Raw genomic sequence first — 26,249 nt, 5'->3', positions numbered from 1 at the left:
GTCAGATCAGCTCGGACAGCGAGGCATAATAGTCTTCGAACCCGCGGCGTTTCTTGAGCACGGTCTCGAGATATTCGCCCAGCACCGCTTTGTCCTGCACGGGATCCTTCACCACCGCGCCGATCATGGTGGCCGCCAACGTCCCGGGCGTGAGCCGACCGTCGTTGAAGAAGGTCGCCTGGCTGATCCCGCCGACCATCACGCCGATCGCCTCGGCGGTGGACAACCCGCCCGAGGGCGACTTGAGCGCGACCTTGCCGTCCTCGGTCGACCCGGCACGCAGCTCGCGGAAGATCGCGACCACCCGCGCCACTTCCTCGGCGACATTCCTGGGCGCCGGCAGGTCGAGGCTCTGCGCCATCTCGCCGACCCGCTTGACGATGATCGCCACTTCCTCCTCGGCACTGTCGGGCAACGGCAACACCACCACGTTGAACCGCCGCTTGAGCGCCGAGCTGAGTTCGTTGACGCCCTTGTCGCGGTTGTTGGCCGTGGCGATGATGTTGAACCCGCGACGGGCATATACCGCGCTGTTCAGCTCCGGGATCGGCATCATCTTCTCGGAGAGCACGGTGATCAACGTGTCCTGCACGTCGGATCCCATGCGGGTCAATTCCTCCAGCCGGCAGAGCTTGCCCGCCTCCATGGCGCGCATCATCGGAGTGGCCACCAACGCCTCGCGACTTGGCCCGTGCGCGAGCAGCTGCGCATAATTCCAGCCGTAGCGGACCTGGTTTTCATCGGTCCCGGCCGTACACTGGATCACCATCGTCGAATCGCCCGCGACAGCGGCGGCGAGATGCTCGGACACCCAGGATTTGGCCGTGCCCGGCACCCCAAGCAGCAGCAGCGCACGATCGGTGGCGAGCGTCGCCACGGCCGTCTCGATCAGCCGCCGGTCACCGACGTATTTGGGTGTGACCGGTGTGCCGTCGGCAGCGGTACCACCCATAAGATAGGTGACCACCACCTTCGGCGAGAGCGCCCAGCCGGACGGGCGCCGATCGGCATCACCGGCGGCCAGCGCGGCGAGTTCACCGGCATAGATCGCTTCGGCGGGCAGGCGCAGCATCTCGCTCATTCGGTTGGTCTCCTGTCTTCGAGCGCGGCATTGAGCCGCAGCATGTCGAGCCGCGGATCGGAGGCGATCAGCCCTGTCGCCGCCAGTCGTTCGAGCGCCTGCGCCGCCGCTGCGCGCGAGGCGAGCAGGCCCAATGCCTGGAGTTCGATTGCCTGATCGGCGTGCGCGGCATCGTCCGATACGAGGGCGGCGAGCAGCGCCTCGCCCGCGGGAGTGGCGATCGCCTCGTCGATCCCGCCAGCGCCACCCGCGACGATCAGCGCCATCGCAAAGCCGGCCCCCTTCGCGCGCAGCAGATAGATCGCGATCTGCCGACATTGCGCCGCGGTCAGGCGCGGCAAGAACTGCATCAAAATGGTCAGATCGATCGCGGCTGCCGCCGTCAGCGCCGCCATGATCGCGGCGATGATCGCATCGGTCGCCGAGCGTGCCGCCATGGCCGCGCATAGCATATCCACGTGCACGTCGCTCCCCCACGGCCAGGCCTCGGCAAGATCGGTCGGGGACAGGCCGAGCGCCCGCGCGAAGGCATCGAAGGACACCGTCTGAAAAAGCGCCGCGCGGCGATCCCGTTGCGCCGCGATTTTCAAGGCCCGCGGTACGATCGCGCGGGTACGGCGCAACAGGCCCCACGTTTGAAGGGAGAAAAACTCTGCTAGTTCGGTCGCATCCGCATCGGCGGCATCGCCATGACCCAGCCGCGCCAGCAGCGCGGCCGCCACTGCCTTCACGCGCGGCGCACGGTCGCTGGTCAGGCGTTCGAGCAACGGTCGATCGGCGTCGGACAGACCCGTCGCCATCGCCTCGGCGAACCGCAGGCGATGACCGGGCGCCTCGCCGCCGATCTTCTCCGCGAGCAGCCCGGCCACCCGGGCGGGATCCTGCCGGCGCAACGCAGCGATAGCGGCATGACGCATGGCCGGACCGAAGCTGTCCCAGCTCCCGGCATCAAGAACCTCCGGCCTGTCCGATCGCGGTTGCGAGGCGTCGGCCCAATCCTGCCATGGCGCATAGACCTCGGGCACGTCCTCGCCCGGTCCCGGCATCCAATCGCTCGGATGAAGCGTCCAGCCCCGACCGTCGAGAAAGACGAGCAGGTGGCGGCGCATCGACGGCTCGCGCAGCGCCTGGAGCAGCCGCCGCACACGTGGCCGCAACGGCTCCGGAAGCGGCGGCCAGGCAAGGGACGGGATGTCGCCGCGTGGCCGCACCTCGCCCGCGGGCTCGGCGACCGTCAGCGCTCCGAGCAATTGCCCGGACAACGCCAGCAGCCGCAATTCGGCTTCTCCGATGTCATCCCCCAGCGCATCGCGCCAGGCGGCGGGGGCGGCCGGTATCGCACTGCCACCGATGGTCCAGCGCGTCAGCACCGGGCCGAGCGCGTCGAGCAGGGTTTCAGCCATGGCCGATACGCCCCCAGGGCGTCCGCGCCGCGAGCATCTCCAGCCGGCTGCCCGACCAGAGCGCCGCGCTGCGCGTCAGCTCGGTGCCGGCGATCAACCCTTCCGCACCGCCCGCCAGTGGCAGCCGCGCGGTGCCTTCGCGCGGTAGCCACCATGACGTGCCGGCACGATCGTAGCCGATCCGTCCCGGCGGAAGCAGGATCGGTCGCTCCGCGGCCCATGGCTCGGCGAGCAACGGCGCGGCCAATGCTTCCTGCAACGGCGTATCCGCCGGCGGCCAGTCGAGCGGCGGACCATCGACCAGCGCCGCCTCGCGCTGGATCAGCATGGCGCGCAGCGGGACGCGCGCGGGAAAGAACAGCAGCTCGCCGACGAACTGTTCGCCCGGGGTGAACACCGTCGCGCGCTGTCCGGCGCTGGCCGGAAAGAAATCGAGCAGCATCGCAAAACGGGGACCTTCGGTCAGGTTGAGCAGCCAGGTCGCCTGCGAGACCAGCCCGTCGCGGCGGGTACGGACCCGCTCCGCAAGCACGTCCCAGGCGGCGGTGACCCGCAGCACGGCCGGATCGGCGAGCAGGGTCTCGCGGCTCTCGGCCGACGCGACGGCGCGCCGCAGCTCCGGGTCGCGGGGATCGGCGCGAAAGGCCCGTGCGAGCAGCACCAGCCGCGCCAGTTCCACCACGGCGCCGCGCACCCGGTCGCCGGCCGGCAGCGCGAGCAATCGAGCGGGCAAGTCGTCCACGTGACCGGCCAATGCGGCTGCCTTGCCGTCGACCAGTCGCGCGCCGATGCGGCGACAGCGCACCGTCACGTCGTCGACGAAACCGGCAAGGCCGAGGCGAAGCTGGTCGCCTACCCATTGCTCGAGCGCGTCCAACGCGTCGCGGATCGCCCGCCCGGTCTCTTCCGCACGCTTGGCACCGGCCGCCGCGCGTCGCGCCGCGGTCCTGGCGTCGGGAACCGCGTCGGGCTCGGCGATCCGGGCAGCGTGCAGGTTCTTGTCCGCCACCGGCATTACGGGCCTTGGCGCCGCGGTCGAACGTCGACGCCCCAGCCATTCGGTCACCCACGCCGGCGTCTCGGCAGCGGGGAAGGCAAGAAGCGCTTCTGCATGCAGCCAGAACAATGCAAGAGCGTGTTTGCACGGGAATTTGCGCGAGGGGCAGGTGCATTTGCTCGCCAGGTCGCGCAGGTCGGCCATCACCCGATAGGGATTGGCGCCGGACCCGGCACATTCGCCCCAGATCAGCGCCGCGTCGTGACTCGTGCCGATGCCGGACCATCGTGCGGGCTTCGCGAGACCCGCCGCAGCCTTGAGCGAGGCCTGGTCGGCGGCAAGCTGTTCCACCGTCCTCAAGTCGATCGCCACGCCGCCCTCGCCCCGTTTGGCTCCGGATCCATGATAGAGAGCGATCGTGACACCTCAAACCGCATTCCTGACCGCGCGCGGCTGCATCATAGATTGCAGCACGGGCGAGGATACGTCGGACCGAAGATAGCGGATGCTATTCGGAAGATCCCGACTCGCGAACCGAGCGGGGAAAACAACGCTGATTGGGGATGGTGCACCCGACTGGATTCGAACCAGTGGCCTCTGCCTTCGGAGGGCAGCGCTCTATCCAGCTGAGCTACGGGTGCCTGAAGACGGCGCCTAGCAAAGCCGCGGCGGCGGCGCCAGAGGCTTTATGCGGCGAGCGCCTTGGGCGGCGGCGTCTTCGGCTTGAACGCGCACAGGTCGGCGACGATGCAGCGCCAGCATTCGGGCCGCCGCGCCTTGCAGATATAACGCCCATGCAGGATCAGCCAGTGATGCGCGTGCAGCCGGAACGGCTGCGGCGTCGCCTTGTCCAGCTTCAGCTCGACCGCGAGCGGCGTCTTGCCGCGGGCGAGGCCGGTGCGGTTGCCCACGCGGAAGATATGCGTGTCGACCGCGAAGGTCTCGGCACCGAAGGCGACGTTCATCACCACATTGGCGGTCTTGCGGCCGACGCCGGGCAGGCGTTCGAGTGCGTCGCGGTCGTTCGGCACCGCGCTGTCATGGTCGGCGACCAGCGCCTCCGACAAGGCGATGACGTTCTTCGCCTTGGTGTTGAACAGGCCGATCGTGCGGATATGTTGTTTCAGCGCGTCGAGGCCTAGCGCGACCATCTGTTCGGGGGTCTTCACCTCGGCGAACAATGCGCGCGTCGCCTTGTTGACGCCGGCATCGGTCGCCTGCGCCGACAGCACCACTGCGACGAGCAATTGATAGGCATTGCCCGATTCGAGCTCGGTCTCGGGATGCGGGTTCGCCTCCGCCAGCCGGCGGTAGAATTCGAAGACGTCCGCCTTCTTCACAGGCCGAGCACGTCGCCCATACGGTAGCGGCCAGCGGGCCGGCCGGCGAGCCACAGCGCCGCGCGCACCGCACCCTTGGCGAAGATCGAACGGTCCTGCGCGAGGTGCGACAGCTCGATCCGCTCGCCCTCGCTGGCGAACAGCACGGTGTGATCGCCGATGATCGAGCCGCCCCGCAGGCTCGACAGGCCGATCGTCCCCTCGGTGCGCGCGCCGGTGAGGCCGGCGCGGCCATCGACGCGCAATTCGGACAGCGTCGTCCCCCGCCCCGCCGCCGCCGCCTCGCCGAGCAGGATCGCCGTGCCCGAGGGGGCGTCGACCTTGTGACGGTGGTGGCTCTCGACGATCTCGATATCCCAGTCGGTGCCGAGCCGCGCCGCCGCCTCGCGGACCATTTGTGCGAGCAGGGTGACGCCGAGCGAGGTGTTGCCGGTCTGGAGCACCGCGATCTCGGTCGCGGCGGCGTCGATCGCGGCATGCTGCGCCTGGCTAAGCCCGGTGGTGCCGATGACCAGCGGCGTGCGCGCGGCGCGCGCCGCGGCAAGATGCGCTTCGATCGCCGAGGCGGTCGAGAAGTCGACCAGCACGTCCGACACCCGCGCAAGCACCGCCGGATCGCCGCCGGCATCGACGCCGCCGGCAAGCGTCGCGCCCGCCGCATCGATCTGCTCGGTGATCGCGCGGCCCATGCGGCCGCTGCTGCCATAGATGCCGATCGCGGTCATGCGAGGCTCCTAACTTCACGAAGGTCACGCATAGCGGAGGGGGCGAGGGTCATGCCGGCCTTTTGGCACAAGGCCAGGCTGTAGGACAGCTTATCGCGCAAGCTGTTGTTAAATCTACATTTTACCGCGGACCTGTCGGACATGACCGCCTCTGCTGCCGGACGCGTTGCAGGATCGGGCGATGCGCCTATCTGGAACGGAATGACCGACATCCGCAACATCGTCGTGCTGACCGGGGCGGGCGTGTCCGCCGAATCGGGGATCGCCACCTTCCGCGGGCCGGGCGGGCTGTGGGAGGGGCATCGCGTCGAGGATGTGTGCACGCCCGAAGCGCTCGCCGCCGATCCGGTGCTGGTACATCGCTTCTACGATCTCCGGCGGGCGGCGCTCGCCGGGGTCGAGCCCAATGCCGCGCATGATGCGCTCGCCGAGCTGGATGCGGCATGGCCGGGCGATCTGCTGATCGTGACGCAGAATGTCGACGACCTGCACGAGCGCGCCGGGGCGCGGCGGTTGCTGCACATGCATGGCGAGCTGACCTCGGCCCTGTGCGCGCATTGCGGCGTGCGGCGGGGGTGGCATGATGCGCTGCCGCCGGGAACACGGTGCGATGCGTGCGGGGCGGCGGCGCTGCGCCCCGACATCGTCTTCTTCGGCGAGATGCCCTATCAGATGGAGCGGATTGAGGCGGCGCTGGCGCGGACCGATCTGTTCGTGTCGATCGGGACGTCGGGCGCGGTGTATCCGGCGGCGGGGTTCGTGCAGCTCGCCGACGCTTATGGCGCGGAGACGCTGGAGCTCAATCTCGAGCGGTCGGCGGGGAGCGGCTTCTTCGCCGAGACGCGGCTGGGGCCGGCGGGGGTGCTGGTGCCGGACTGGGTGCGGAAGGTTCTGGAGGTCGCGTAAGTCGTCCCCCGCACGGGCAGGGCTATCGCAATTGGCCGTCTGTGTGGTTCGGACGACCTCCTAAAGCCACTCCGTCACCCCAGCCTTGCGCCGGGGTCCACCCTGCGGCGAGGAGAAAGGCTTGATTCGACACCGTTCCCCTGCGGCCCGGTGGACCCCGGAACGAGTCCGGGGTGACGATTTAGATGAGGAAACCGATCGAACCTCATCGCCACAACCATATGCGATAGTCCTCCCCCGCAAGGGGGAGGTGGCAGCGCGCAGCGCTGACGGAGGGGGAGGATAGGGCGGGAGTATTGTCACCAAGCTCCCGCCCTGTCCTCCCCCTCCACCACCCGGCTTACGCCGGGCGGTCCCCCTCCCCCTGGCGGGGGAGGATTTCCGGTTACTCGATCCAGTCGAGGCCGATGTCGCGGTAGACGTCGCGGTCCTCGTCCCAGCCGGGCTTGACCTTGACGTGGAGGTAGAGGTGGACCGGCGATCCGAGAATGCTCGCTAGTTCGGTGCGGGCGCGGGCGCCGATTTCCTTGATGCGGCTGCCGCCCTTGCCGAGGATGATCGCGCGTTGCGTCGGGCGCTCGACAAGGATCTGCTGATGGATTTCGACCGAGCCGTCCTCGCGCTCGCTGTATTTCTCCGTCTCGACCGTGCTGGCATAGGGCAGTTCGGCGTGGAGCTGGAGATAGAGCTGTTCGCGCGTCACTTCGCTGGCGAGCGCGCGTTCGGTAGCGTCGGAGACCTGATCCTCGGGATAATGCCACGGACCTTCCGGCATCGCCCTGGCGAGCGCCGACTTCAGCTCGGGCAGGCCGTCGCCGGTCTGCGCCGAGACGAACCACGTATCGGCGAAGGACATCAGCGCGTTGAGCTTTTCCGCGTGGAGCAGCAGCCGGGGCTTGTCGGCGATGTCGACCTTGTTGAGGATCAGGATCTTGGGCTCGGGCCGGTCCTTCAGCGCCTCGGCGATCCGTTCGACCTTGCCGCCGATGCCGCCCTTGCCGTCGACGACGAGCGCGATCAGGTCGGCGCCCTCGGTGCCGGTCCAGGCGGCGGCGACCATCGCGCGGTCGAGCCGGCGCTGCGGCTCGAAGATGCCCGGGGTGTCGACGAGCAGGATCTGCGCCTCGTCCTGAATCGCGACGCCGAGCAGCTTGGTGCGCGTCGTCTGCGCCTTGGGGCTGACGATCGCCACTTTCTGGCCGACGAGCGCATTGACGAGCGTCGACTTGCCCGCATTGGGCGCGCCGACCACGGCGACGAGGCCGCAATGTTGGGTCTGGGTCATGGGTTCTGGTCCGGTACGGGGGTTTGGAAGGCGGGCGGTTGCGCCGCTGATGGTGCGGTGGTGGTGGGGCGGGCTTCGACGGGCTCGGGCCTGATGGGGGATGAATTCGCAAGCGATGCGTTTGGGGATGGGTGCGCTTCGATAGGCTCAGCGCGAACGGTGTTCATAGCTGGGCCATCCCCCTCGCCCGTTTGCCCTGAGCCTGTCGAAGGGCTGGGTTCCGCCTGGCGGTTGCGCGCGAGTTGGCTGAGCGTCTCCCAATCGGCGCGGATCAGTGCTTCCTTCTTGGCGCGGCTCCAGCCCTTGATCCGGCGTTCGGCTTCGAGTGCTTCGAGACGCGAGGGGAAATCCTGCGACCAGACGAGGGTCACCGGGCGGCGTTCCGACGTATAGCCCTCGTACGCACCGGTCTGGTGCTGGCCGATGCGCAGGTCGAGGTTGTCGGTGTGGCCGGTGTAATAGCTGCCGTCGTTGCAGAGGAGGATATAGGGCCAGAACGCCATTACCCACTCCCCAGGGCAATCGTAGATGGACGCTCGTGCGAGCCGGTCGTCTGCCACGCCCACCCCGTCACCCCGGACTTGTTCCGGGGTCCACCCTGCGGCGAGGAGAAAGGCTTGATCCACCACCATTCTCTCGCGGCCCGGTGGACCCCGGAACGAGTCCGGGGTGACGAAATTGACAAGGAAACCGATCGAGCCTCATCAGCGCAGCCATATGCGATAGCCCTGCCCCGCCCCCGGGGAGAGGTGCCCTTCGACAGGCTCAGGGCGAACGGGGGGCGGAGCGTGACGTGCCTCACCCCTGCAGCTTCTCCAGCAGCGCCTTCGCCGCAGCCGTCTCCGCAATCTGCTTGTTCGCGCCGGTCGCGGTCGCGTCCGCGAAGCTGCCGATCTTCACCTGTACGGTGAAGCGCGGCGCATGGTGCGGGCCGGAGCGGTCGACGACGACATATTCCGGGGTGCGCCGGCCGGCCGCCGCCGCCCATTCCTGCAATGCCGATTTGGGATGCTGCGGTGCCTTGTCGCCGTGCTGGACGCGATTGCCCCAGGCCTTGCGGACGAAGGCGCGCGCGGCGTCGAGCCCGGCCTCGCGATACCAGGCGCCGATCAGCGCCTCCATCACGTCGCCGAGGATATTGTCGCTCTCATAGGCACCGTCGTCGCGCGCCTGTTTGCCGAGACGCAGATGCGCGCGCACGCCGAGCTCGCGCGCCACGTCGGCGCACACCGTGCCAGTGACCAGCGCGTTGAGCCGCTTCGACAATTGTCCCTCGGGCTCCTTGGGGAAGAGCTCCCACAGCCATTCCGCCATGACGAGGCCGAGGACGCGGTCGCCGAGGAATTCGAGCCGCTCGTAATTCTCCGCCGCCTGGCTGCCGTGGGTCAGCGCGCGTTGATAGGGCGCGATGTCGGCAGGGCGGCGGCCGAAGGTCTCGGTCAGCCATTCGGGCAGCGCGATGCTCAGAAGCCCTCTCCGATCCGCTGCCAGCGCGCCGCGGTGAACCAGCTGACCGGGTTGATCCACGAGGCATTGCCGTCGGTCGAGAAGAAGGTGACCACCGCCTTGCCCTCGATCCGCTCCATCGGGATGTAGCCCATGCCGATCGGCGCCGGGAAACGGCTGTCGGCGCTGTCGTCGCGATTGTCGCCCATCAGGAAGACGTCGCCGGCGGGCACGGTGTAGAGGCCGGTATCGTCCGCCTGCGGAATGTCGGCCTGATCGAGCACCATGTAGCTCTTGCCGTTGGGCAGCGTCTCGCGGAAGCGCGGGTAGCGGCAGATCGGCACGCCGGCGGCATCGACGTCCTGAAACTGCGAACCGCATTTCTGCGCGTCGAAGTTCGGCGTGAGCGGGAGCACGAAGTCGGCGACGCGCTGCTTGGGGATCGGCTTGCCGTTGAGGATCACCTGACCGCGCCGGACCTGGATCGTGTCGCCCGGCAGGCCGATGACGCGCTTGATGACGTCATGATCGTCGGGCTCGGGCGAGCGGAAGACGACGACGTCGCCGCGCGTCGGATCGCGGCCGAGGATCCGCCCCGGGATCAACGGCACGCCGCCCGGCAACGACCAGCGCGAATAGCCGTAATTCCATTTGGTGACGAACAGATAGTCGCCGATCAGCAGCCGCGGCAGCATCGATTCCGAGGGAATCGAGAAGGGCGCGAACAGGAAGCTCCTGAGGATCAGCACCGCGATCGCCAGCTTGACGAGGAAGCGCAGCGTCTCGTTCAGCTCCGAGCGCGGCGGCTTGACGGTGGTGGTGGTGGCCGCGGGGGCCGGCGTCGGTGTCTGATCCATAGCGAGGGAGCCTTAGCGTCCCCCGAGCGTCCTGAGTAGTCGTTCCGACCGACAGGGCTTGCCCGCCCGCGCAGGATCGATACGGGACTGACACGAACTCCCTTCCCCGAAGGACGAAAAGACATGAGCGACTGGTCTGCGATCGAAGCCCTCCCCTCCCCCAAGCTGGTCGAGCTGTTCGATCAGGACGGCGAGCGGCTGTCCAAATTCAGCCTCGACGTGGCCGGAATCCATTTCGACTGGTCGAAGACGCATCTGACGACGCAGGCGGTCGAGGCGTTCGCCGCGCTCGCGCAGGCGCAGGACCTCGCCGGCAAGCGCGACGCGATGTTCGGCGGCGAGCACGTCAACGTCACCGAGGACCGGCCGGTGCTCCATGCCGTCGAGCGCGGCGAGGGCGATGCGGAGAGCGTCGCGCTGGCGCGCAAGCTGCACGAGCGGATGCGCTCGCTGATCGACGCGATCGAGGGCGGCGCGCTCGGCGACATCCGCCACGTGCTGCATATCGGCATCGGCGGGTCGGCGCTCGGGCCACATCTGCTGGTCGATGCGCTGGGGCGCGAGGATGCGCGCTACGACGTCGCGATCGTCTCCAACGTCGACGGCGTCGCGCTGGAGGATGCGATCAAGGATTTCGATCCGGCGGCGACCCTGCTGGTCATCGCATCGAAGACCTTCACCACCAAGGAAACGATGCTCAACGCCGAATCGGCGCTGCAATGGATGACCGAGCATGGCGTCGAGGACCCCTATGGCAAGGTGATCGCGCTGACCGCGGCGCCCGACAAGGCGATGGAATGGGGCGTCGACGAGACGCGCATCCTGCCGTTCGGCGAGGGCGTCGGCGGGCGCTATTCGCTCTGGTCGTCGATCGGCTTTCCGGCGGCGATCGCGCTCGGCTGGGGGGCATTCGAGGAACTGCTCGAAGGCGCGGCGGAAATGGATCGCCACTTCCGGCTGACCGCGCTGCACGAGAATGCACCGGTGCTCGCCGCCTTTGCCGACCTCTATTACACGCAGGTGCGCCACGCCGAGACGCGCGCGCCCTTCGCCTATGACGAACGGCTGCGGCTGCTGCCGAGCTATCTCCAGCAGCTCGAGATGGAATCGAACGGCAAGGGCGTGAAGACCGACGGGACGCCGGTCGGTCGGCCGACCGCGGCGATCACCTGGGGCGGGGTCGGCACCGATGCGCAGCATGCGGTGTTCCAGTTGTTGCACCAGGGCACGCATCTGGTGCCGGTCGAGTTCATCGCGGTGATCGAGCCGGGCGACACGCTCGCCGAGGACCATCATCGCCAGTTGCTGGTCAACGCCTTCGCGCAAGGGGCGGCGCTGATGAAGGGCAAGCAGGTCGAGGATCCGGCGCGCTCGTACAGCGGCGACCGGCCGTCGTCGACCTTGCTGCTCGACGTGCTCGATCCGCGCACGCTCGGGGCGCTGATCGCCTTCTACGAGCATCGCGTGTTCGTGAACGGGGTGCTGCTCGGCATCAATTCGTTCGACCAGTTCGGCGTCGAGCTGGGCAAGGAGATGGCCAAGGCCGCCGACCAGGGCGGCCAGTCATTCGATCCCTCGACCGAGGATCTGATCCGGCGCGCCGGGCTGGAGTGATCGAAGCATTCGGGATCGTCGTGCGTTGAGGCGCGATGATCCCGCTCCTGCTCGCCGCGGCGCTCGCGCCCGTTCCCGCCACCGTCCCCGAAATGCGCTGGGAGCGGCGGGTGTTGCTGCTGTCGTCGCCGGGCGCGGATGACGCGGGACTGGCGGGACAGCGGCGGGCGCTCGCCGGCTGGGATGCCGCGGCACGCGAGCGCGATCTGGCGGTGGTGACGATCGTCGGCGATCGGGTGAGCGGCGCGGACGACGGCGCGGCGGGGTTGCGCAAACGCTATCGGCTGCCGGCGGACCGCTTCGTGGCGATTCTGATCGGCAAGGACGGCGGCGAGAAACTGCGCTCGGTTAAGCCGATTGCGGCCGAGGTGCTGGCGGAGACGATCGACGCGATGCCGATGCGGCGCGCCGGGGAGCGCTAGCGTTGCGGAGCGAGGGCGCGCCCTCTATGTGTACGGTTCTGCGGAGCCATACACATGCGGACCAATATCGAGATCGACGACGCCTTGATGGCGGAAGCCGCCCAGTTGAGTGGCCTGAAGACCAAGCGTGATGTGGTTCACTTCGTTCTAAACCGTTACGTCAAGCTCGAGCGCCAACGCGAAGCCCTTGAGGGGTTGCGCGGACTCGGCTGGGACGGTGATCTTGAGGCGATGCGTATTGACGATCCGGTACGCGAATGGGGATGATCGTCGTCGATTCCAGCGTATGGATCGACCTGCTGCGCGATCGGGATACGATCCAGACCCGCGCATTGACGGGATGTCTCGATAGAGGCGATCCCTTAAGCATCGGCGACCTCGTCCTTATGGAAGTGCTGCAAGGCGCACGAAGCGAAGCGCGGGCGGATGAGGCGATGCGATTCTTCGCTCGCTTCGATCGACTGACGATCAGCGACCACCATGTCGCCGTTGCAGCCGCCCGCCACTATCGCCATCTCCGCGGTCTCGGCATCACGATCCGCAAGACGATCGACACGCTGATCGCCACCCGCTGCATCCTTGACCGCCTTCCGCTGTTGTACGGCGATCGCGATTTCGACCCTTTCGTCCAGCATCTCGGCCTTCGGTCGGCGCTCGACGCTCCCGGAGTGAATTGATGTCCGACTATGATTATGACCTGTTCGTCATCGGCGCAGGGTCCGGCGGCACGCGCGCGAGCCGCGTCGCCGCGGCGCATGGCGCGAAAGTGGCGGTCGCCGAGGAATATCGCGTCGGCGGCACCTGCGTCATCCGCGGCTGCGTGCCCAAGAAGCTGCTGATCTACGGCGCGCATTTCGCCGAGGATCTGAAGGACGCCAAGCGCTTCGGCTGGCAGGTGCCGGATCAGTGCGCGTTCGACTGGCAGACGCTGCGCGACAACGTGCTCGAAGAGGTCGACCGGATCAACGGCGCCTATACGCAGACGCTGGAGACGCATGGCGTCGAGATCATCCACCAGCGCGCGGTCGTCACCGGACCGCACAGCGTCCGCCTCGCCGACGGGACCGAGAAGACCGCCGGGCGCATCCTCGTCGCGGTCGGCGCGCATCCGGCGGTGCCCGACTGCCCCGGCGCCGAGCTCGGCATCACCAGCAACGAGGCGTTCCACCTCGATGCGATCCCCAAGCGCATCCTGATCGCCGGCGCGGGCTATATCGCCAACGAATTCGCCGGCATCTTCCACCAGCTCGGCGCGCACGTCACGATCATGAACCGGACGCAGGACATCCTGCGCGGTTACGACCTGTCGATCCGCGACCGGCTGCTCCAGATCAGCATGATGAAGGGGCTGGAGTTCAAGTTCGACGCCAATTTCGAAGGCATCGAGAAGGGCGAGGACGGGTGCCTGACCGTCCGTATGTCGAACCATGACCCGGTGACGGTCGACATGGTGATGTTCGCCACCGGCCGCGTGCCCAACACCGAGGGGCTCGGCCTCGAAGAGATCGGGGTGAAGCTCGAAAAAGGCGCGATCGTCGTCGACGAGCAGAACCGGTCGAGCATCGACAGCATCTTCGCGGTCGGCGACGTCACCAACCGCGTCCAGCTGACCCCGGTGGCGATCCGCGAGGGGCAAGCGTTCGCCGATACCTTCTACGGCGACAAGCCGACGACGGTCGATTATTCCAACATCCCCGCGGCGGTGTTCAGCCATCCGCCGATGGCCGGCGTCGGCATGACCGAGAGCGAGGCGAAGCAGAAGCTCGGCTCGATCCGCGTCTATTCGTCGGACTTCCGGCCGATGAAGAACGTGCTCGCCGGCCGCAACGAGCGCGCGCTCTACAAGATGGTGTGCGACGGCGAGACCGGGCGGATCGTCGGACTGCACATGATCGGGCCGGACGTGCCGGAAATCCTGCAGGCGGCCGCGATCGCGGTGAAGGCGGGGCTGACCAAGGCGCAGTTCGACGAAACGGTCGCACTCCATCCGACGATGGCCGAGGAACTGGTGCTGATGAAATGAGGGCCGGCTGGGTGCCTAGAAACATTCGAGAATGCGGCGTTTCCGGACGACGACGGGCGTCGGCGCGTCCCTTTTTTTGTCACCCCGGGCTCGACCCGGGTCCCGCTTCTTCCTGATCCGCACCGGTCGAGGCAGCGGGACCCCGGATCAAGTCCGGGGTGACGGTAGACGGCGATGAATGTCGATTGGTTCTGGGCCGCCCGATCGGCGCAGCGATGCTATCGCTGCGCCTGAAGGTAGGCGATCACGTCGGCACGGTCGAGCGGGTCGGCGAGTCCGGGAAAGCCCATCGAGGTGCCGGGGGCGAAGGCGCGGGGGTCGGCCAGCCAGACGTCCAGCCGTTCGGGCGTCCAGCGGCCGCCGACGCGTTGCAGCGCGGCGGTATAGCCGAAACGCGGGCTGACCCCGGCGACCGGCGCGCCGACGACGCCGAACAGCGTCGGGCCGTTGCGATCGGGCGCGTCGCGGCGGATGGCGTGGCAGGCGGCGCAGCGCGCGAATTGACGCTCGCCGGCGGCGACGCTGGCGACGCGCAGCAGCGCGGCCCGATCGGGTGACGGACCGGCGGCGGCGCGGCGGGCGGCGCGATCGTCGTTCGAACAGGCGGCGAGCATCGCGACCGTGGCCAGCCAGAGAATAAGCGGCGCCGCGCGTTTGGGGGCTTCTTTACCTTTGTCCGTTACGGACGCAATATGACCCATAAGATGTTCGTCCTCGCGCTGTCGGGCGCCATCGCCGTGGCCGGACTGCCGGTCCCGCCCGCGACGTCGAGCTCCGCTTATGCCGCGGAGCGCCGCCTGATGGCGAGCCGCGCGGTGCAACAGCAAGCTTATTTCGCGCGCCGGCTAACGCTGCTCGGCGAGCGGCTCGACCGGCAGCGGCGCGCCGGGCTGGTCGCGCCGGGGCCGGCGGCGTTCATGCGCGACGACCTGACGCGAATATGGAACGGGGTGGACCAGTACGTCCAGCGTGGCGCGGCGCTCAGCCCGGACGAGCGGCGGAGCTATTGCGCGATGCTTCGCCGCATCGAACAGCGGCTGGCGCAGGCGGAGGCACGGCGGCATGCCGGTCCCCGCCTCGCCGATCGGTCAGTCCGCGAACAATAAGACCGGCGTTTCGAGCTGCGTCTTGAGCGCCTGGACGTAGCTCGCCGCATCCCAGCCGTCGACGACGCGATGATCGCAGCTGATCGACAGATTCATCAGCTTGGCGCGGCGGATCTCGTCGCCGCGACCGGTGAAGACCGGGCGTTCGACGATCTTGTTCGGACCGATGATCGCCACTTCCGGGCGGTTGATGACCGGCGTCGTCGCGATGCCGCCGAGCGGCCCCAGCGAGGTGACGGTGATCGTGCCGTTGCCGAGTTCTTCCGGCTTCAGCTTGTTGGCGCGCGCCGCCTCGGCGAGGCGCGCGATCTCGGTGGCGAGTTGCCAGACGTTCCTGTCCTGCGCGTCGCGGATCACCGGCACGGTAAGCCCTGCGTCGGTCTGCGCCGCCATGCCGAGATGGACGCGGCCCGAGCGCGTGACCACGCCCGCCTCGTCGTCGTAGCGCGCGTTGAGCATCGGGAATTGCGGCAGCGTGCGGCAGATCGCGACGATCAGCAACGGCAGCAGCGTCAGCTTGGGGCGTGCGCCGCGATGATCGTTGAGATCGGCGCGCATCGCCTCCAGCGCGGTGACATCGATCTCGTCGACATAGGTGAAGTGCGGGATGTTGCGCTTCGACGCGGCCATGTTCTCGGCGATACGGCGGCGCATGCCGATGACGCGGATCTGCTCGTCGGCGCGGGCGCGGGATGCGCCGGGGGCTTGATAGCCCTGGCCGGCGTTGTAGCGCAGGAAGGCGTCGAGATCGGCGTGGCGGACGCGGTCGGCGTCGGTCTTCACCTGTGCGAGGTCGATGCCGAGGTCGCGCGCGCGGGCGCGGACGGCGGGGGAAGCGAGGGCCTTAGGCTCCTCCCCGGCACGGGGAGGGGGACCATCCGAAGGATGGTGGAGGGGGGCTGCCACGGACGACGCGCTCGCGTCTTGCCTTACGGGCGGGGTCGCTTGTGGAGCGCCCCCTCCACCACCGGCTTCGCCGGCGGTCCCCCTCCCCGTGCCGGGGAGGATTTCCTCGACGCCCGGGTTTTCCGCCTCATATTGTTCGGCGACCTCGGCCTGCTCGGCACTCGGCGGTGCGGCGATCGCCTCGCCCCCTCCCGCGCTCTCGCCCGCATCCTCGGTCTCGATCACCACCAGCGCCGCGCCGATCGCGACCTGGTCGCCGACCTCGCCGGCCAGTTCGACGACGACGCCCGACACCGGCGATTCCATCTCGACGGTCGCCTTGTCGGTCATCATGTCGGCGATATTCTGGTCTTCCTCGACCCGGTCGCCGACGGCGACGTGCCAGGCGACGATCTCGGCCTCGGCGATGCCCTCGCCGATGTCCGGCAGCTTGAAGGTGAAGCGGGCCATTATGCGTCCTTCATGATCTTCTTGAGGGCCTGGCCGATGCGCACCGGCCCCGGGAAATACGCCCATTCGAGGCTGTGCGGATACGGCGTGTCATAGCCGGTGACGCGCTCGATCGGCGCTTCGAGATGGTAGAAGCAGCGCTCCTGCACCAACGCCGACAGTTCGGCGCCGAAGCCGCTGGTGCGCGTCGCCTCATGGACGATCATGCAGCGGCCGGTCTTCTTCACCGACGCCTCGATCGTCTCGATGTCGAGCGGCACGAGCGTGCGCAGGTCGACGATCTCGGCATCGATATTGTGTTCGGCGATCACCGCCGCGCAGACGTGGACCATCGTGCCGTAGCACAGGATGGTCAGCGCCTCGCCCTCGCGCACCACCGCGGCCTTGCCGAGCGGCACCTTGTAATAACCGGTCGGCACCTCACCGGCGGGGTGCTTCGACCAGTTTTCCGACGGCTTGTCCCAATAGCCGTTGAAGGGGCCGTTGTAGATGCGCTTGGGCTCGAAGAAGAGGACGGGGTCATTGTCCTCGATCGCCGAGATCAGCAGGCCCTTGGCGTCATAGGGCGTCGCGGGAATCACCGTCTTGATGCCGGAGACGTGGGTGAAGATGCCCTCGGGCGACTGCGAATGCGTCTGGCCGCCGAAGATGCCGCCGCCGAACGGCGAGCGCACCGTCATCGGGCTGATGAACTCGCCCGCCGAGCGATAGCGCAGCCGCGCCGCTTCGGAGACGAGCTGGTCGAGCGCGGGGTAGATGTAATCGGCGAACTGGATCTCGGGGACCGGGCGCAGGCCATAGGCGCCCATGCCGATCGCAACGCCGATGATGCCGGTTTCGGTGATCGGCGTGTCGAAGACGCGGGTCTTGCCGTATTTCGCCTGCAGGCCCGCGGTGGCACGGAACACGCCGCCGAAATAGCCGACGTCCTCGCCCATCACCAGCACGTCGGGATCGCGCGCCATGCAGATGTCGAGCGCGCTATTGATCGCCTGGATCATGTTCATGCGGGCGGTGCCGGTGTCGGCGGCGGGGTCTGGCTGGGTGGTGATGTCGGTCATTCCACAATCCTCGTCACCCCGGGCTCGACCCGGGGTCGCGCTATCGTGCGCGGCAGGAAAGAAACAGCGGGACCCCGGGTCACGCCCGGGGTGACGGCGTGCGTGGCCATCACTTGCGCGCCCATGGCCGGCCGCTCGCCTCTTCCTCGGCCATCATCTGCGCCTGCTGTTCGCGCAAATGCCACGGCATCTCCTCGAACACGCCGTCGAACAGCGTATCAAGCGGTTGGTGTAGGCCGTGGCCGAGGATGCCGTTCTTCTCGGCTTCCTTCTGCTCGGCCTTGACGTATTCGGCGAGCTCGCGGTCCTGCGCGGCGTGGCGCTCCTCGTCCCATTCGCCGATGACGATGAGGTGCTGCTTCAGCCGCGCGATCGGGTCGCCGAGCGGCCAGGCGGTCGGTTCGCCGGCGCTGCGATATTGCGTCGGGTCGTCGGAGGTCGAATGGCCCTCGGCGCGATAGGTGAAATGCTCGATCAGCGTCGGCCCGGCGTTGGTGCGCGCGCGCTCCGCCGCCCACAGGGTCGCGGCGTAGACCGCGAGCGCGTCATTGCCGTCGACGCGCAGCCCGGCGATGCCATAGCCGATCGCGCGCGCCGCGAAGGTCGTCGCCTCGGCCCCGGCGAAGCCCGAGAAGCTGCTGATCGCCCATTGGTTGTTGACGACGTTGAAGATCACCGGCGCGCGATAGACCGCGGCGAAGGTGCAGGCGGAGTGGAAGTCGCCTTCCGCGGTCGAGCCCTCGCCGCACCACGCCGCGGCGATGCGCGTATCGCCCTTGGCGGCCGAGGCCATCGCCCAGCCGACCGCCTGCGGATATTGCGTTGTGAGATTGCCCGAGATCGAGAAGAAGCCGTGGTCGCGCGCCGAATACATGATCGGTAGCTGCTTGCCCTGGAGCTTGTCGCCGCGGTTCGAGTAGATCTGGTTCATCATCTCGACCAGCGGATAGCCGCGCGCGATGAGCAGCCCCTGCTGGCGATAGGACGGGAAGCACATGTCCTCGAAATCGAGCGCCTGCGCGGCGGCGATCGCCACCGCCTCCTCGCCCGTCGCCTTCATGTAGAAGCTGGTCTTGCCCTGCCGCTGCGCGCGGAACATCCGCTCGTCGAAGGCGCGCAGCAGCGCCATGTTGCGCAGCATCCGCCGCAGCATGTCGGGCGAGAGCTTGGGGTCCCACGGGCCGACGGCGCGGCCGTCCTCGTCGAGGACGCGGACCAAGGTATAAGCGAGATCGGTGAAATCGTGCGCCGAGGCGGCGGTATCCGGGCGCCGCGCGGCACCGGCGGGCGGCACGTCGACGCCGACGAAGTCGACCGCATCGCCGGGCCGGAACTTGGGCTCCGGCACGTGCAGCGTCAGCCCGGGCAGGTTCCGGGGCGGCTGCGCATTGGCGCGAGGATGCTCGCTGGCCACCATCTCTCTCCTTCACGTCCGACGAGGGTCGCCAGCGCTGTTGTTGGATCGTGTTGCGCGGCTGTAATTAAATTTCAAGCGGCTTTTCGGTGGGCGGAGCGATTCCGCTGTACCGGTCGAAACGGATCGTGTGCCGGGCAGACCCATTCCTCCCCGGCACGGGGAGGTGGCAGCGCGAAGCGCTGACGGAGGGGGGCATCCACAGGCGCCACGCCTGCGGCCCGCCCCCTCCACCACCCGCTGCGCGGGCGGTCCCCCTCCCCGTGCCGGGGAGGATTGGCTCATCCCACCGTCTGTTCGATCACGCCGAAGATCGGGTGGTGCTTGTCGTCCTCCGCCCAGATGCGCACGGTGTCGCCCTTGCGCAGGAACGGCGTCGTCGCCTTGCCGGTGGCGATCGTCTCGACGGTGCGCAGCTCGGCGAGGCAGGAATAGCCGACGCCGCCCGCCGCGATCGTCTGGCCCGGACCGCCATCGGGGCCGCGGTTCGAGACGGTGCCCGAACCGACGATCGTCCCCGCCCCCAGCCGGCGCGTCTTCGCCGCATGCGCGACCAGCGTTCCGAAGTCGAAGGTCATGTCCTCGCCCGCATCGGCGCGGCCGAACGGCTGGCCGTTGAGATCGACGTGGAGCTTGCGGTGCAGCTTGCCGTCCCGCCACCAGTCGCCAAGCGCCTCCGGGGTGACGAACACCGGCGAGAAGGCGCTCGCCGGCTTGGACTGGAAGAAGCCGAAGCCCTTGGCGAGCTCGCCGGGGATCAGATTGCGCAGGCTGACGTCGTTGGTCAGCCCGACCAGCCGGATGCCGGCGAGCGCCTCGTCGCGGCTCGCGCCGAGCGGCACGTCGCCGGTGACGACCACCACCTCGGCCTCGAGATCGCAGCCCCACGCCTCGTCGGCGAGCGGGATCGCATCGCGCGGGGCCAGGAAACCGTCCGAGCCGCCCTGATACATCAGGGGATCGTGCCAGAAGGTCTCGGGCATCTCGGCGCCGCGCGCCTGCCGGACGAGCGCGACATGGTTCACATAGGCCGAGCCGTCCGCCCATTGATACGCCCGCGGCAGCGGCGAGGCGGCGTCATGTTCGTGGAAGCGCTCGCGCGGGATCACCTCGTGGTCGAGGTCGGTGGCGAGGTTCTGGAGATCGGGCAGCAGCCGGTCCCACGCGTCGAGCGCCGCCTGCAAGGTCGGCGCGATGTGCGTCGCATCGGCGCACCAGGCGAGATCGGTGGAGACGACGACGAGCCTGCCGTCACGGCCCTGCTTCAGACTGGCGAGTTTCATCCGGCGCATCCTCTCATGTCGTTGGCCCGACGGTGTATCGGCTGGCGTGCCGGGTTGCGACGGAAAAGTATCGGGGGATACGGGAGGCTCCTCTCCACCCGTCCGTCATTCCCCCACCCCTTGCTTCGTCATCCCGGCTTTCGCCGGGATGACGAATTATGGAGATGACGAATGGGACAAACGACAAGGGCCGCCCTCCCCTACGGGAGAGCGGCCCCGGTTTTACGTGCGACGACCGATCAGAACTTGAACTTGATCGCGCCGCGATAGGCCTGGTTGCGCACGTCCTTGCGCGCGACGGTGGTGTCGGCGCTGACCGACAGCTCGATCCGGTCGGTGGCATAGGACAGGCCCGCCGCCAGCTCGGCCCAATTCTGGTCCTGGCTCGACAGGCGGAAGCCCGCCGGTGCGGTACCGCCGATGAAATTGGCGGTGAAGACGCCCGGCTGGTCCTTGAAGTCGTGGACGTAATAGGCCGAGGCGAACGGCTTGATCACGTCGCCGCCGGCCAGTTGCAGCCCGGCGCGACCCTGCGCGCTGTCGAGATTGTAGCGGTCGAAGCGCAGCGCGCCGTCGCCACCGGTCTCCACCGTCGGCGTGAAGCCGATGTGATTGACCCGCGCCGCGATCCGCGGCCCGACCTGCAGGCCGCCGAAGTCGAACATCTGGCCGAGCCCGACCTCCGCCGACACCGCCAGCGCATCGTCGCGGCTGCGCAGCGTCGAGGCGACCGTGGCGATCGCCACGGTACGCCGCGTATACGCCTGGAACACGCCGCCGCTGACCTGCGCGTCGAGCACCTGCCCGCCCGGCGCCTGCAGCTTGCCGAACAGCGTGCCCTGGAACAGCTCGCCGCGTGCCGACTGGCCGACGCCGCCGGTGGTGCCGTCGAGCTTGGTATAGCCGAAGCCGAAGCCGAGCACGCCGGTGTCGCTGACCTTCGCCTCGATGCCGCTGACCACGTAGAAGCCGTCGAAATTGTCACGGCCGCCGAATGGATTGGCATCGCGCAGGCTGCGGCTGTCGCCGTCGACGTACCCGCCGGCGATGAACACGTTGACGTTCTCGGGCAGCACGCCCTCGCGCACCGTGGTCGAGGTGGTGTCGCTCGCGGTCGCCTGCGTCATCGGCAGGTCGCTCGCCATCAGCGCGGCGAATTGCAGCGGCTGGCCGGTCATCGTCAGCGTCCCCGACAGCGGCTGGCTGGCGTCGATCCCGGCGAGATGCTGGCGGTAGAAGCGCGACATATTCTCGGTCGCGACCGTCCCCATGCCGTATTTGAGCGGCGTGGTGCGCGGTGCGAGCCCTTCCAGCGTCGCACGGATCGTCCCCGCATCCTGAAGATCGAGGATGCCGTACAGACCCGACAGCGCAGTGTAGTTGCTCGCGCGGTTGCGATCGAGCAGTCCGGCGAAGGCGGTCTGAATCGGCGTCGCGGCGACGACGCTGGCATAGCTGCCGGCGACGATCCGCGCCTGCACCGCATTCGCCGAATAGACGAATTGCGGGGTCAGGATCGCCGACAGGGCCGAGGGCGACTGGAAGGTGCCGACGACCCCGCCCGCCGCGGTGACGATCGTGTAGAGATCGTTGTAGCGGATCATGTGCCCGGCGACCGGCGCGAAGCCGACGCGGCCGCCGATGCTGGCGACGCCGTCGGTCGTGCCGTTGCGCACCACCGCGACGCGGTCCGACGTGCCGTTGGGGCCGACGTCGACCAGCAACGTGCTGCCCGAAGCGAGGATCAGGTTGCCACCGACGGTCAGCGTGCCGATCGTCCCCATCGTGCCCGGCGCGATGATGCCGGTGGCGCTGGTGAGGAACGGCGTGTTGATCCGGCCGCTGCCGGTGAGCAGGCCGCTCATCAGGAAGTAATCGCCGCGCGTCGACAGCGTGCCGTCGACCTGCACCGCGCCGGTATATTGGTTGACCGCCATCAGGCTGGTCAGCGATCCCGCCGAGGTGATCGCCAGCTTGGCATTGGTGCCGGCGACGCTGAACCGGTCGATCGTCACTGCGGTGTCGAGCGTCGTCGTGCCCGCCGCACTCAGCGTCACGTCATAATAACGCGCGCTGCGCCGCGTCGCCGCATCGGGATCGATGTTGTTCGGCACGAAGTTGGTCGCACCGGGCAGGCCGTTGGCGAGCGTCGCCGCCGGCAGCGCCGCAGCGACCGCATCGCCGCCGACGGCAGCGGTGGCGTCGGCATCGATCTTGCGCACCGTCGCCTGATCGTTGCCGCTGCTCGCGGTGCCGGCCTGTACGCCCGGCTGCGCGGCGGCGACCGGCTGACCATCGACATAGGTGATCTTGGTCTTCACGTCATAGCATTGGTCGTAGTTGAACGCCGGCTCCTGATCGCAGACCTGACCGAATTTGTTCTCCGTATCGGGGGTGATGCCGAGGCCGGGCGTGGTCGGCACGCCATTGGCGAGCTGGCCGTTGACGATCACCTGATAGGAGGGGTCGAGCGCCGTCACCCAGTGGCTGGCATCGCTCCACTTGCCGTCCCCGGCGACCGTATTGGCGTAGCGATACGGATTGTTGGCGAGGATATAGTCCCAATAGAGATACAGCGGCTGGTAGAAAGCGGTGGTGCCGTAGCCGCCGCGGATCTGGCCGCCGAACGTGTAGCTGCCCGACAGCACGCCGATGATCGTCGCCTTGTTGAACGTCCGGTCGAGGATCAGCGGACCGCCCGAATCGCCGGGGCCGGTCGTCCCCTCGCGGGGCAGCGCCTCGTCCTTGAACAGGTTGTAATCGCCGGGATAGCGGCGGGTCGGATCGTCGAAGTCGGTCTGGTACAGATTGGCGGGCAGGCCGGCGCTGCCGCCGAACAGGCCGAAATAGAAATCGTCGATCGAGCCGAGCAGGCCGACGTAATTCTCCGCGACGCGGCGGCGGTAATCGATCGCGCCGCTGGCGCCGGTCAGGCCGGTGCCGTTGGTGCCGTAGCCGGTCACCGTGACGTGATAGCCGGTGCCGGTCGTGTCGCTGATCGACGCAGGCGCGGGCAGCGGCGAGAAGAGCATCGTCCAGGTCGGCACGTCGGCCGCCGGCGTGTCGAAGGTCGCCAGCGCGACATCGGCCTGCAGGAAGTTGTTGGCGAGGCCGAGGTTCAGCGACTGCGCGTTGTAGACGACCTGATTGACGTTGTAGAAATGGTTGGCGGTGCTGGTGCTGTAGTTGCTGCGGAACCAGGCGCGCTGGCCGGCAATCGTGTCCGCCTCGAAGCCGAAGCCGATCGGCAGCTGCCCGGCGCCCTTGCCGTAGTTCCACGGGTTCATCGCGGTCCCGGTCGGGCTTTCGTTGACGCAATGCGCCGCGAACACGACGGTGCGCGGATTGATCAGCGTGCCGGTGCACAGGCCGACGAAGCCGTTCTTCTGGTCGATGATCATCTGGCCGACGCCATTGACGCCCTGGTCGAGGATCGTGCTCGGCGTGCCGGGATTGGAGATGACGACGCTGGGATCGGCCTGCGGCGGCGTCGTCGTCGCCGACCCGCCCTGCATCTCGGCGATCGGCAGGATGCCCTTGAGGCTCATCGACAGATCCGAAGTCGCGGCCTGGGCCTGGGCGGCGCCCGGCAGCGCGATCAGCGCCGACGAGGCGAGAAGGACGCGACGGGCTGCGCCACGCAATGCTGTATTAGCCATTATCTATTCTAATCCCCTGTTATTCGGCCGATCTTCTCACGGTCACGAATGTCGGGGAGCCTATTGGGGGCCGGGGGCAAGTCAAGGCGGCAGGAAGGTCAACCTTCCATTATAGAAGCGGAAATGGTGAAAGTGTTGATCGCGAGCCACACCGATGCCCGTTTCGCCTCCGACTTGACTTTTGCCGCGATGCAGCGCACATGGCGGTCAATCGAGGCGTCATGCAGCGTGAACGGGTTGGCTCTGCCACCCCCGGCTCCGCCTCGGTCGATACGCTCAGGGCTTCCCTATTCACGCGGGGTGTCAGTTTCCCCCGCCCCCTGCGAGCCGTTTCCATGATGGAATCCGGCGCGCGGGTCAGGCCCCGTTTTGAAGGCTACGTTTCCATGTCATTCGCAACCCTCGGCCTCGCCGAGCCGCTCGTCCGCGCGCTCGAAGCCAAAGGCTATACCACCCCGACCCCGATCCAGGCGCAGTCGATCCCGATCCTGCTCGAAGGCGGCGACCTGCTCGGCATCGCGCAGACCGGCACCGGCAAGACCGCCGCGTTCGTGCTGCCGTCGATCCAGCGCCTCACCGAGAACCAGAAGCGCGTGCTGCCGACGCATTGCCGCATGCTCGTCCTCGCCCCGACGCGCGAACTCGCCAGCCAGATCGCCGACAATGCGCGCGGTTACGGCCAGTTCAGCAAGCTGTCGGTCGCGACCGTGTTCGGCGGCACCAGCATCAACAAGAACCGCCAGGACCTCAGCCGCGGCGTCGACATCCTCGTCGCGACGCCGGGCCGGCTGATCGACCTCGTCGAGCAGGGCATGTGCAACCTGTCGATGATCGAGATCCTCGTCCTCGACGAAGCCGACCAGATGATGGACCTCGGCTTCATCCACGCGCTCAAGAAGATCGTGCGGATGATCCCGCGCAAGCGCCAGACGCTGTTCTTCTCGGCGACGATGCCGGTGGCGATCCGCGAGCTCGCCAACCAGTTCCTGCACGAGCCGAAGACGGTGTCGGTCGTCCCCGCCTCGACCACCGCGGAGCGCGTCGACCAGTATGTCACCTTCGTCAACCAGGCGGAGAAGCAGGCGCTGCTGACGATCGTGCTGCAGGACCCGACGATCAACCGCGCGCTCGTCTTCACCCGTACCAAGCACGGGGCCGACCGCGTCGTGAAGCTGCTCGCCGGCAACGGCATCGCGGCGAACGCGATCCACGGCAACAAGAGCCAGGGCCAGCGCGAGCGCGCGCTCGGCGAGTTCAAGGACGGCAAGACCAAGGTGCTGGTCGCGACCGATATCGCGGCGCGCGGCATCGACGTCTCGGGCGTCAGCCACGTCATCAACTTCGAACTGCCCAACGTGGCGGAACAGTACGTCCACCGCATCGGCCGTACCGCGCGCGCCGGCGCGAGCGGCATCGCCGTCGCTTTCTGCGCCGATGACGAGCGTCCGTACCTCAAGGACATCGAGAAGCTGACCCGCCAGAAGGTCGCGGTGCGGCCGCTGCCGGACAATTTCACCGGCCTGTCGAACGAGATCAAGGCGACCCGCGTCAAGGCGATCGGTGCCGATCCGGCGCCGCGCGCCGACCTGCCGCGCGGCCAGCGCCAGCCGGCACGTCCGCGCGCCACGCATGCGCCGACCGCGACGCGCAACTATGCCAACGCCAGCCGTGGGGGCCAGCGTAGCGGCGGCGGCGGCGGCGGTCGCGGCGGCCGTTCGGGTGGCGGCGGTGGTCGCGGTCAGGGCTCGGGCGCGGCGCGTTAAGGCGCGCGATCGATCTCCCTTCCCCCGTTCGTGCTGAGCTTGTCGAAGCCCGGATGAGACCCATCTGCCCTTCGACGGGCTCAGGGCGAACGGTATCGGAGTTCGCTGATATCCACCGGCCCCGCGGGAGCGATCCTGCGGGGCCGTTGCGTATCCATGGCAACCCGCTGCGATATGAGGCATTCTTCCAGCAGAGGAGATGATGCCATGGACGTATCGACCACCCCGCTGCCCGAACGGATCGCCCGCGTGCTCGCCGGGCAACGGATCAGCGCCAACGCCGGCGGCGACGCCGAGAGCGCTGGCGAACAGGTCGATCTGGCGTGGCGCGACTATCTGGCGGATGCGCGCGCGGTGCTGCGAACGCTGCGTGAGCCGGACCGCAAGATGGCGGCGGCTGGCGATCCGGCGGTGTGGGAGCGGATGGTGCTCGCCGCGATCGAGGAGTCGAAGCCGGAGACCGTGGTCCTCTAAGCGGGACGTTAGCGAACGTTCCGCCCCCGCCCTC

The 26,249-nt window shown here is 68.1% G+C and carries 24 protein-coding genes and 1 tRNA gene; 9 read left to right on the top strand and 16 right to left on the bottom strand.

Features of this window, described 5'->3' with window-relative positions; all coding sequences use genetic code 11:
- Position 1: 1 nt before the first annotated feature.
- The 6 genes from AC07UH_RS04505 to dapB all read right to left on the bottom strand — a co-directional run bounded on the left by AC07UH_RS04505 (position 2) and on the right by dapB (position 5,546).
- Positions 2-1,081, bottom strand: a complete 1,080-nt coding sequence (locus AC07UH_RS04505) for an ATP-binding protein (RefSeq protein WP_495179213.1) — start codon at positions 1,079-1,081, stop codon at positions 2-4.
- On the bottom strand, positions 1,078-2,484 hold the full coding sequence (locus AC07UH_RS04500; RefSeq protein ID WP_495179214.1) for a DUF5691 domain-containing protein: 1,407 nt from the start codon (positions 2,482-2,484) through the stop codon (positions 1,078-1,080). The genes AC07UH_RS04505 and AC07UH_RS04500 overlap by 4 nt, the downstream gene beginning before the upstream one ends.
- Positions 2,477-3,853, bottom strand: a complete 1,377-nt coding sequence (locus AC07UH_RS04495) for an SWIM zinc finger family protein (RefSeq protein ID WP_495179215.1) — start codon at positions 3,851-3,853, stop codon at positions 2,477-2,479. Before AC07UH_RS04495 ends, AC07UH_RS04500 begins: the two co-directional genes overlap by 8 nt.
- A gap of 192 nt (positions 3,854-4,045) precedes the next feature.
- Positions 4,046-4,122, bottom strand: a tRNA-Arg gene (locus AC07UH_RS04490).
- 45 nt (positions 4,123-4,167) lie between these two features.
- Positions 4,168-4,821: an endonuclease III gene (gene nth, locus AC07UH_RS04485; RefSeq protein ID WP_495179216.1), complete on the bottom strand. Its 654-nt coding sequence runs from the start codon at positions 4,819-4,821 to the stop codon at positions 4,168-4,170.
- Complete coding sequence (gene dapB, locus AC07UH_RS04480; protein ID WP_495179217.1) at positions 4,818-5,546, bottom strand: 4-hydroxy-tetrahydrodipicolinate reductase; 729 nt, start codon at positions 5,544-5,546, stop codon at positions 4,818-4,820. Before dapB ends, nth begins: the two co-directional genes overlap by 4 nt.
- A gap of 201 nt (positions 5,547-5,747) precedes the next feature.
- Here dapB and AC07UH_RS04475 point away from each other — a divergent pair, with 201 nt between their 5' ends.
- Entirely contained in the window at positions 5,748-6,452 is a 705-nt protein-coding gene (locus AC07UH_RS04475) for an NAD-dependent deacylase (protein WP_495179218.1), read from the top strand.
- Positions 6,453-6,837: 385 nt separating this feature from the next.
- Here the strand turns inward: AC07UH_RS04475 and era are convergent, their stop codons facing one another.
- From era to lepB, 4 genes are all read right to left on the bottom strand, one after another.
- Positions 6,838-7,737 carry a GTPase Era gene (gene era / locus AC07UH_RS04470; RefSeq protein WP_495179219.1) on the bottom strand — a complete coding sequence of 300 codons (900 nt, stop codon included), beginning with the start codon at positions 7,735-7,737 and terminating at the stop codon, positions 6,838-6,840.
- Entirely contained in the window at positions 7,734-8,240 is a 507-nt protein-coding gene (locus AC07UH_RS04465; protein WP_495179220.1) for a GIY-YIG nuclease family protein, read from the bottom strand. Before AC07UH_RS04465 ends, era begins: the two co-directional genes overlap by 4 nt.
- A gap of 295 nt (positions 8,241-8,535) precedes the next feature.
- Positions 8,536-9,204: a ribonuclease III gene (gene rnc, locus AC07UH_RS04460; RefSeq protein ID WP_137899826.1), complete on the bottom strand. Its 669-nt coding sequence runs from the start codon at positions 9,202-9,204 to the stop codon at positions 8,536-8,538.
- Positions 9,201-10,040: a signal peptidase I gene (gene lepB / locus AC07UH_RS04455; RefSeq protein WP_495179221.1), complete on the bottom strand. Its 840-nt coding sequence runs from the start codon at positions 10,038-10,040 to the stop codon at positions 9,201-9,203. The genes rnc and lepB overlap by 4 nt, the downstream gene beginning before the upstream one ends.
- Before the next feature lie 123 nt (positions 10,041-10,163).
- Between lepB and pgi the strand changes: the two genes are divergently transcribed.
- Genes pgi through gorA form a run of 5 tightly spaced genes read left to right on the top strand, consistent with a single transcriptional unit; the run spans position 10,164 to position 14,099 of the window.
- The gene (pgi, locus tag AC07UH_RS04450; protein WP_495179222.1) at positions 10,164-11,654 is read left to right on the top strand and encodes a glucose-6-phosphate isomerase; all 1,491 of its coding nucleotides are present in this window, start codon (positions 10,164-10,166) and stop codon (positions 11,652-11,654) included.
- Between the two features lie 35 nt (positions 11,655-11,689).
- Positions 11,690-12,076: a DUF4174 domain-containing protein gene (locus tag AC07UH_RS04445; protein ID WP_495179223.1), complete on the top strand. Its 387-nt coding sequence runs from the start codon at positions 11,690-11,692 to the stop codon at positions 12,074-12,076.
- A 54-nt stretch (positions 12,077-12,130) separates the two neighbouring features.
- Positions 12,131-12,343 (top strand): type II toxin-antitoxin system VapB family antitoxin, encoded by a 213-nt coding sequence (locus AC07UH_RS04440; protein ID WP_495179224.1) that lies wholly within the window; start codon positions 12,131-12,133, stop codon positions 12,341-12,343.
- Positions 12,340-12,753: a type II toxin-antitoxin system VapC family toxin gene (gene vapC / locus AC07UH_RS04435; protein WP_495179225.1), complete on the top strand. Its 414-nt coding sequence runs from the start codon at positions 12,340-12,342 to the stop codon at positions 12,751-12,753. The genes AC07UH_RS04440 and vapC overlap by 4 nt, the downstream gene beginning before the upstream one ends.
- Positions 12,753-14,099: a glutathione-disulfide reductase gene (gene gorA, locus AC07UH_RS04430; protein WP_495179226.1), complete on the top strand. Its 1,347-nt coding sequence runs from the start codon at positions 12,753-12,755 to the stop codon at positions 14,097-14,099. Before vapC ends, gorA begins: the two co-directional genes overlap by 1 nt.
- Before the next feature lie 218 nt (positions 14,100-14,317).
- Here the strand turns inward: gorA and AC07UH_RS04425 are convergent, their stop codons facing one another.
- Positions 14,318-14,800 carry a c-type cytochrome gene (locus tag AC07UH_RS04425; protein ID WP_495179227.1) on the bottom strand — a complete coding sequence of 161 codons (483 nt, stop codon included), beginning with the start codon at positions 14,798-14,800 and terminating at the stop codon, positions 14,318-14,320.
- Here AC07UH_RS04425 and AC07UH_RS04420 point away from each other — a divergent pair.
- A complete protein-coding gene (locus tag AC07UH_RS04420) occupies positions 14,792-15,205 on the top strand; it encodes a hypothetical protein (RefSeq protein WP_137899824.1) in 414 nt (137 codons plus the stop codon). The two genes, AC07UH_RS04425 and AC07UH_RS04420, sit on opposite strands and share 9 nt — an antisense overlap.
- Here the strand turns inward: AC07UH_RS04420 and AC07UH_RS04415 are convergent.
- The 5 genes from AC07UH_RS04415 to AC07UH_RS04395 form a co-directional block, all read right to left on the bottom strand.
- Positions 15,188-16,561: a dihydrolipoamide acetyltransferase family protein gene (locus tag AC07UH_RS04415; RefSeq protein ID WP_038663095.1), complete on the bottom strand. Its 1,374-nt coding sequence runs from the start codon at positions 16,559-16,561 to the stop codon at positions 15,188-15,190. The two genes, AC07UH_RS04420 and AC07UH_RS04415, sit on opposite strands and share 18 nt — an antisense overlap.
- Entirely contained in the window at positions 16,561-17,568 is a 1,008-nt protein-coding gene (locus AC07UH_RS04410) for a transketolase C-terminal domain-containing protein (protein ID WP_137899827.1), read from the bottom strand. Before AC07UH_RS04410 ends, AC07UH_RS04415 begins: the two co-directional genes overlap by 1 nt.
- 163 nt (positions 17,569-17,731) lie before the next feature.
- Positions 17,732-19,039, bottom strand: a complete 1,308-nt coding sequence (locus AC07UH_RS04405) for a thiamine pyrophosphate-dependent enzyme (protein ID WP_052075631.1) — start codon at positions 19,037-19,039, stop codon at positions 17,732-17,734.
- A gap of 278 nt (positions 19,040-19,317) precedes the next feature.
- On the bottom strand, positions 19,318-20,319 hold the full coding sequence (locus AC07UH_RS04400; RefSeq protein WP_495179228.1) for a fumarylacetoacetate hydrolase family protein: 1,002 nt from the start codon (positions 20,317-20,319) through the stop codon (positions 19,318-19,320).
- A gap of 239 nt (positions 20,320-20,558) precedes the next feature.
- A complete protein-coding gene (locus AC07UH_RS04395) occupies positions 20,559-23,978 on the bottom strand; it encodes an autotransporter domain-containing protein (protein ID WP_495179229.1) in 3,420 nt (1,139 codons plus the stop codon).
- 386 nt (positions 23,979-24,364) lie between these two features.
- On the opposite strand from AC07UH_RS04395, the gene AC07UH_RS04390 reads away from it, so the two are divergent.
- The gene (locus AC07UH_RS04390) at positions 24,365-25,741 is read left to right on the top strand and encodes a DEAD/DEAH box helicase (protein ID WP_495179230.1); all 1,377 of its coding nucleotides are present in this window, start codon (positions 24,365-24,367) and stop codon (positions 25,739-25,741) included.
- Between the two features lie 207 nt (positions 25,742-25,948).
- Entirely contained in the window at positions 25,949-26,215 is a 267-nt protein-coding gene (locus AC07UH_RS04385) for a hypothetical protein (protein WP_038663103.1), read from the top strand.
- Positions 26,216-26,249: the final 34 nt, after the last annotated feature.

This window comes from Sphingomonas sp. GW821-FHT04B01 (assembly GCF_059420425.1).
This window is presented reverse-complemented; position numbering and strand designations above follow the sequence as displayed.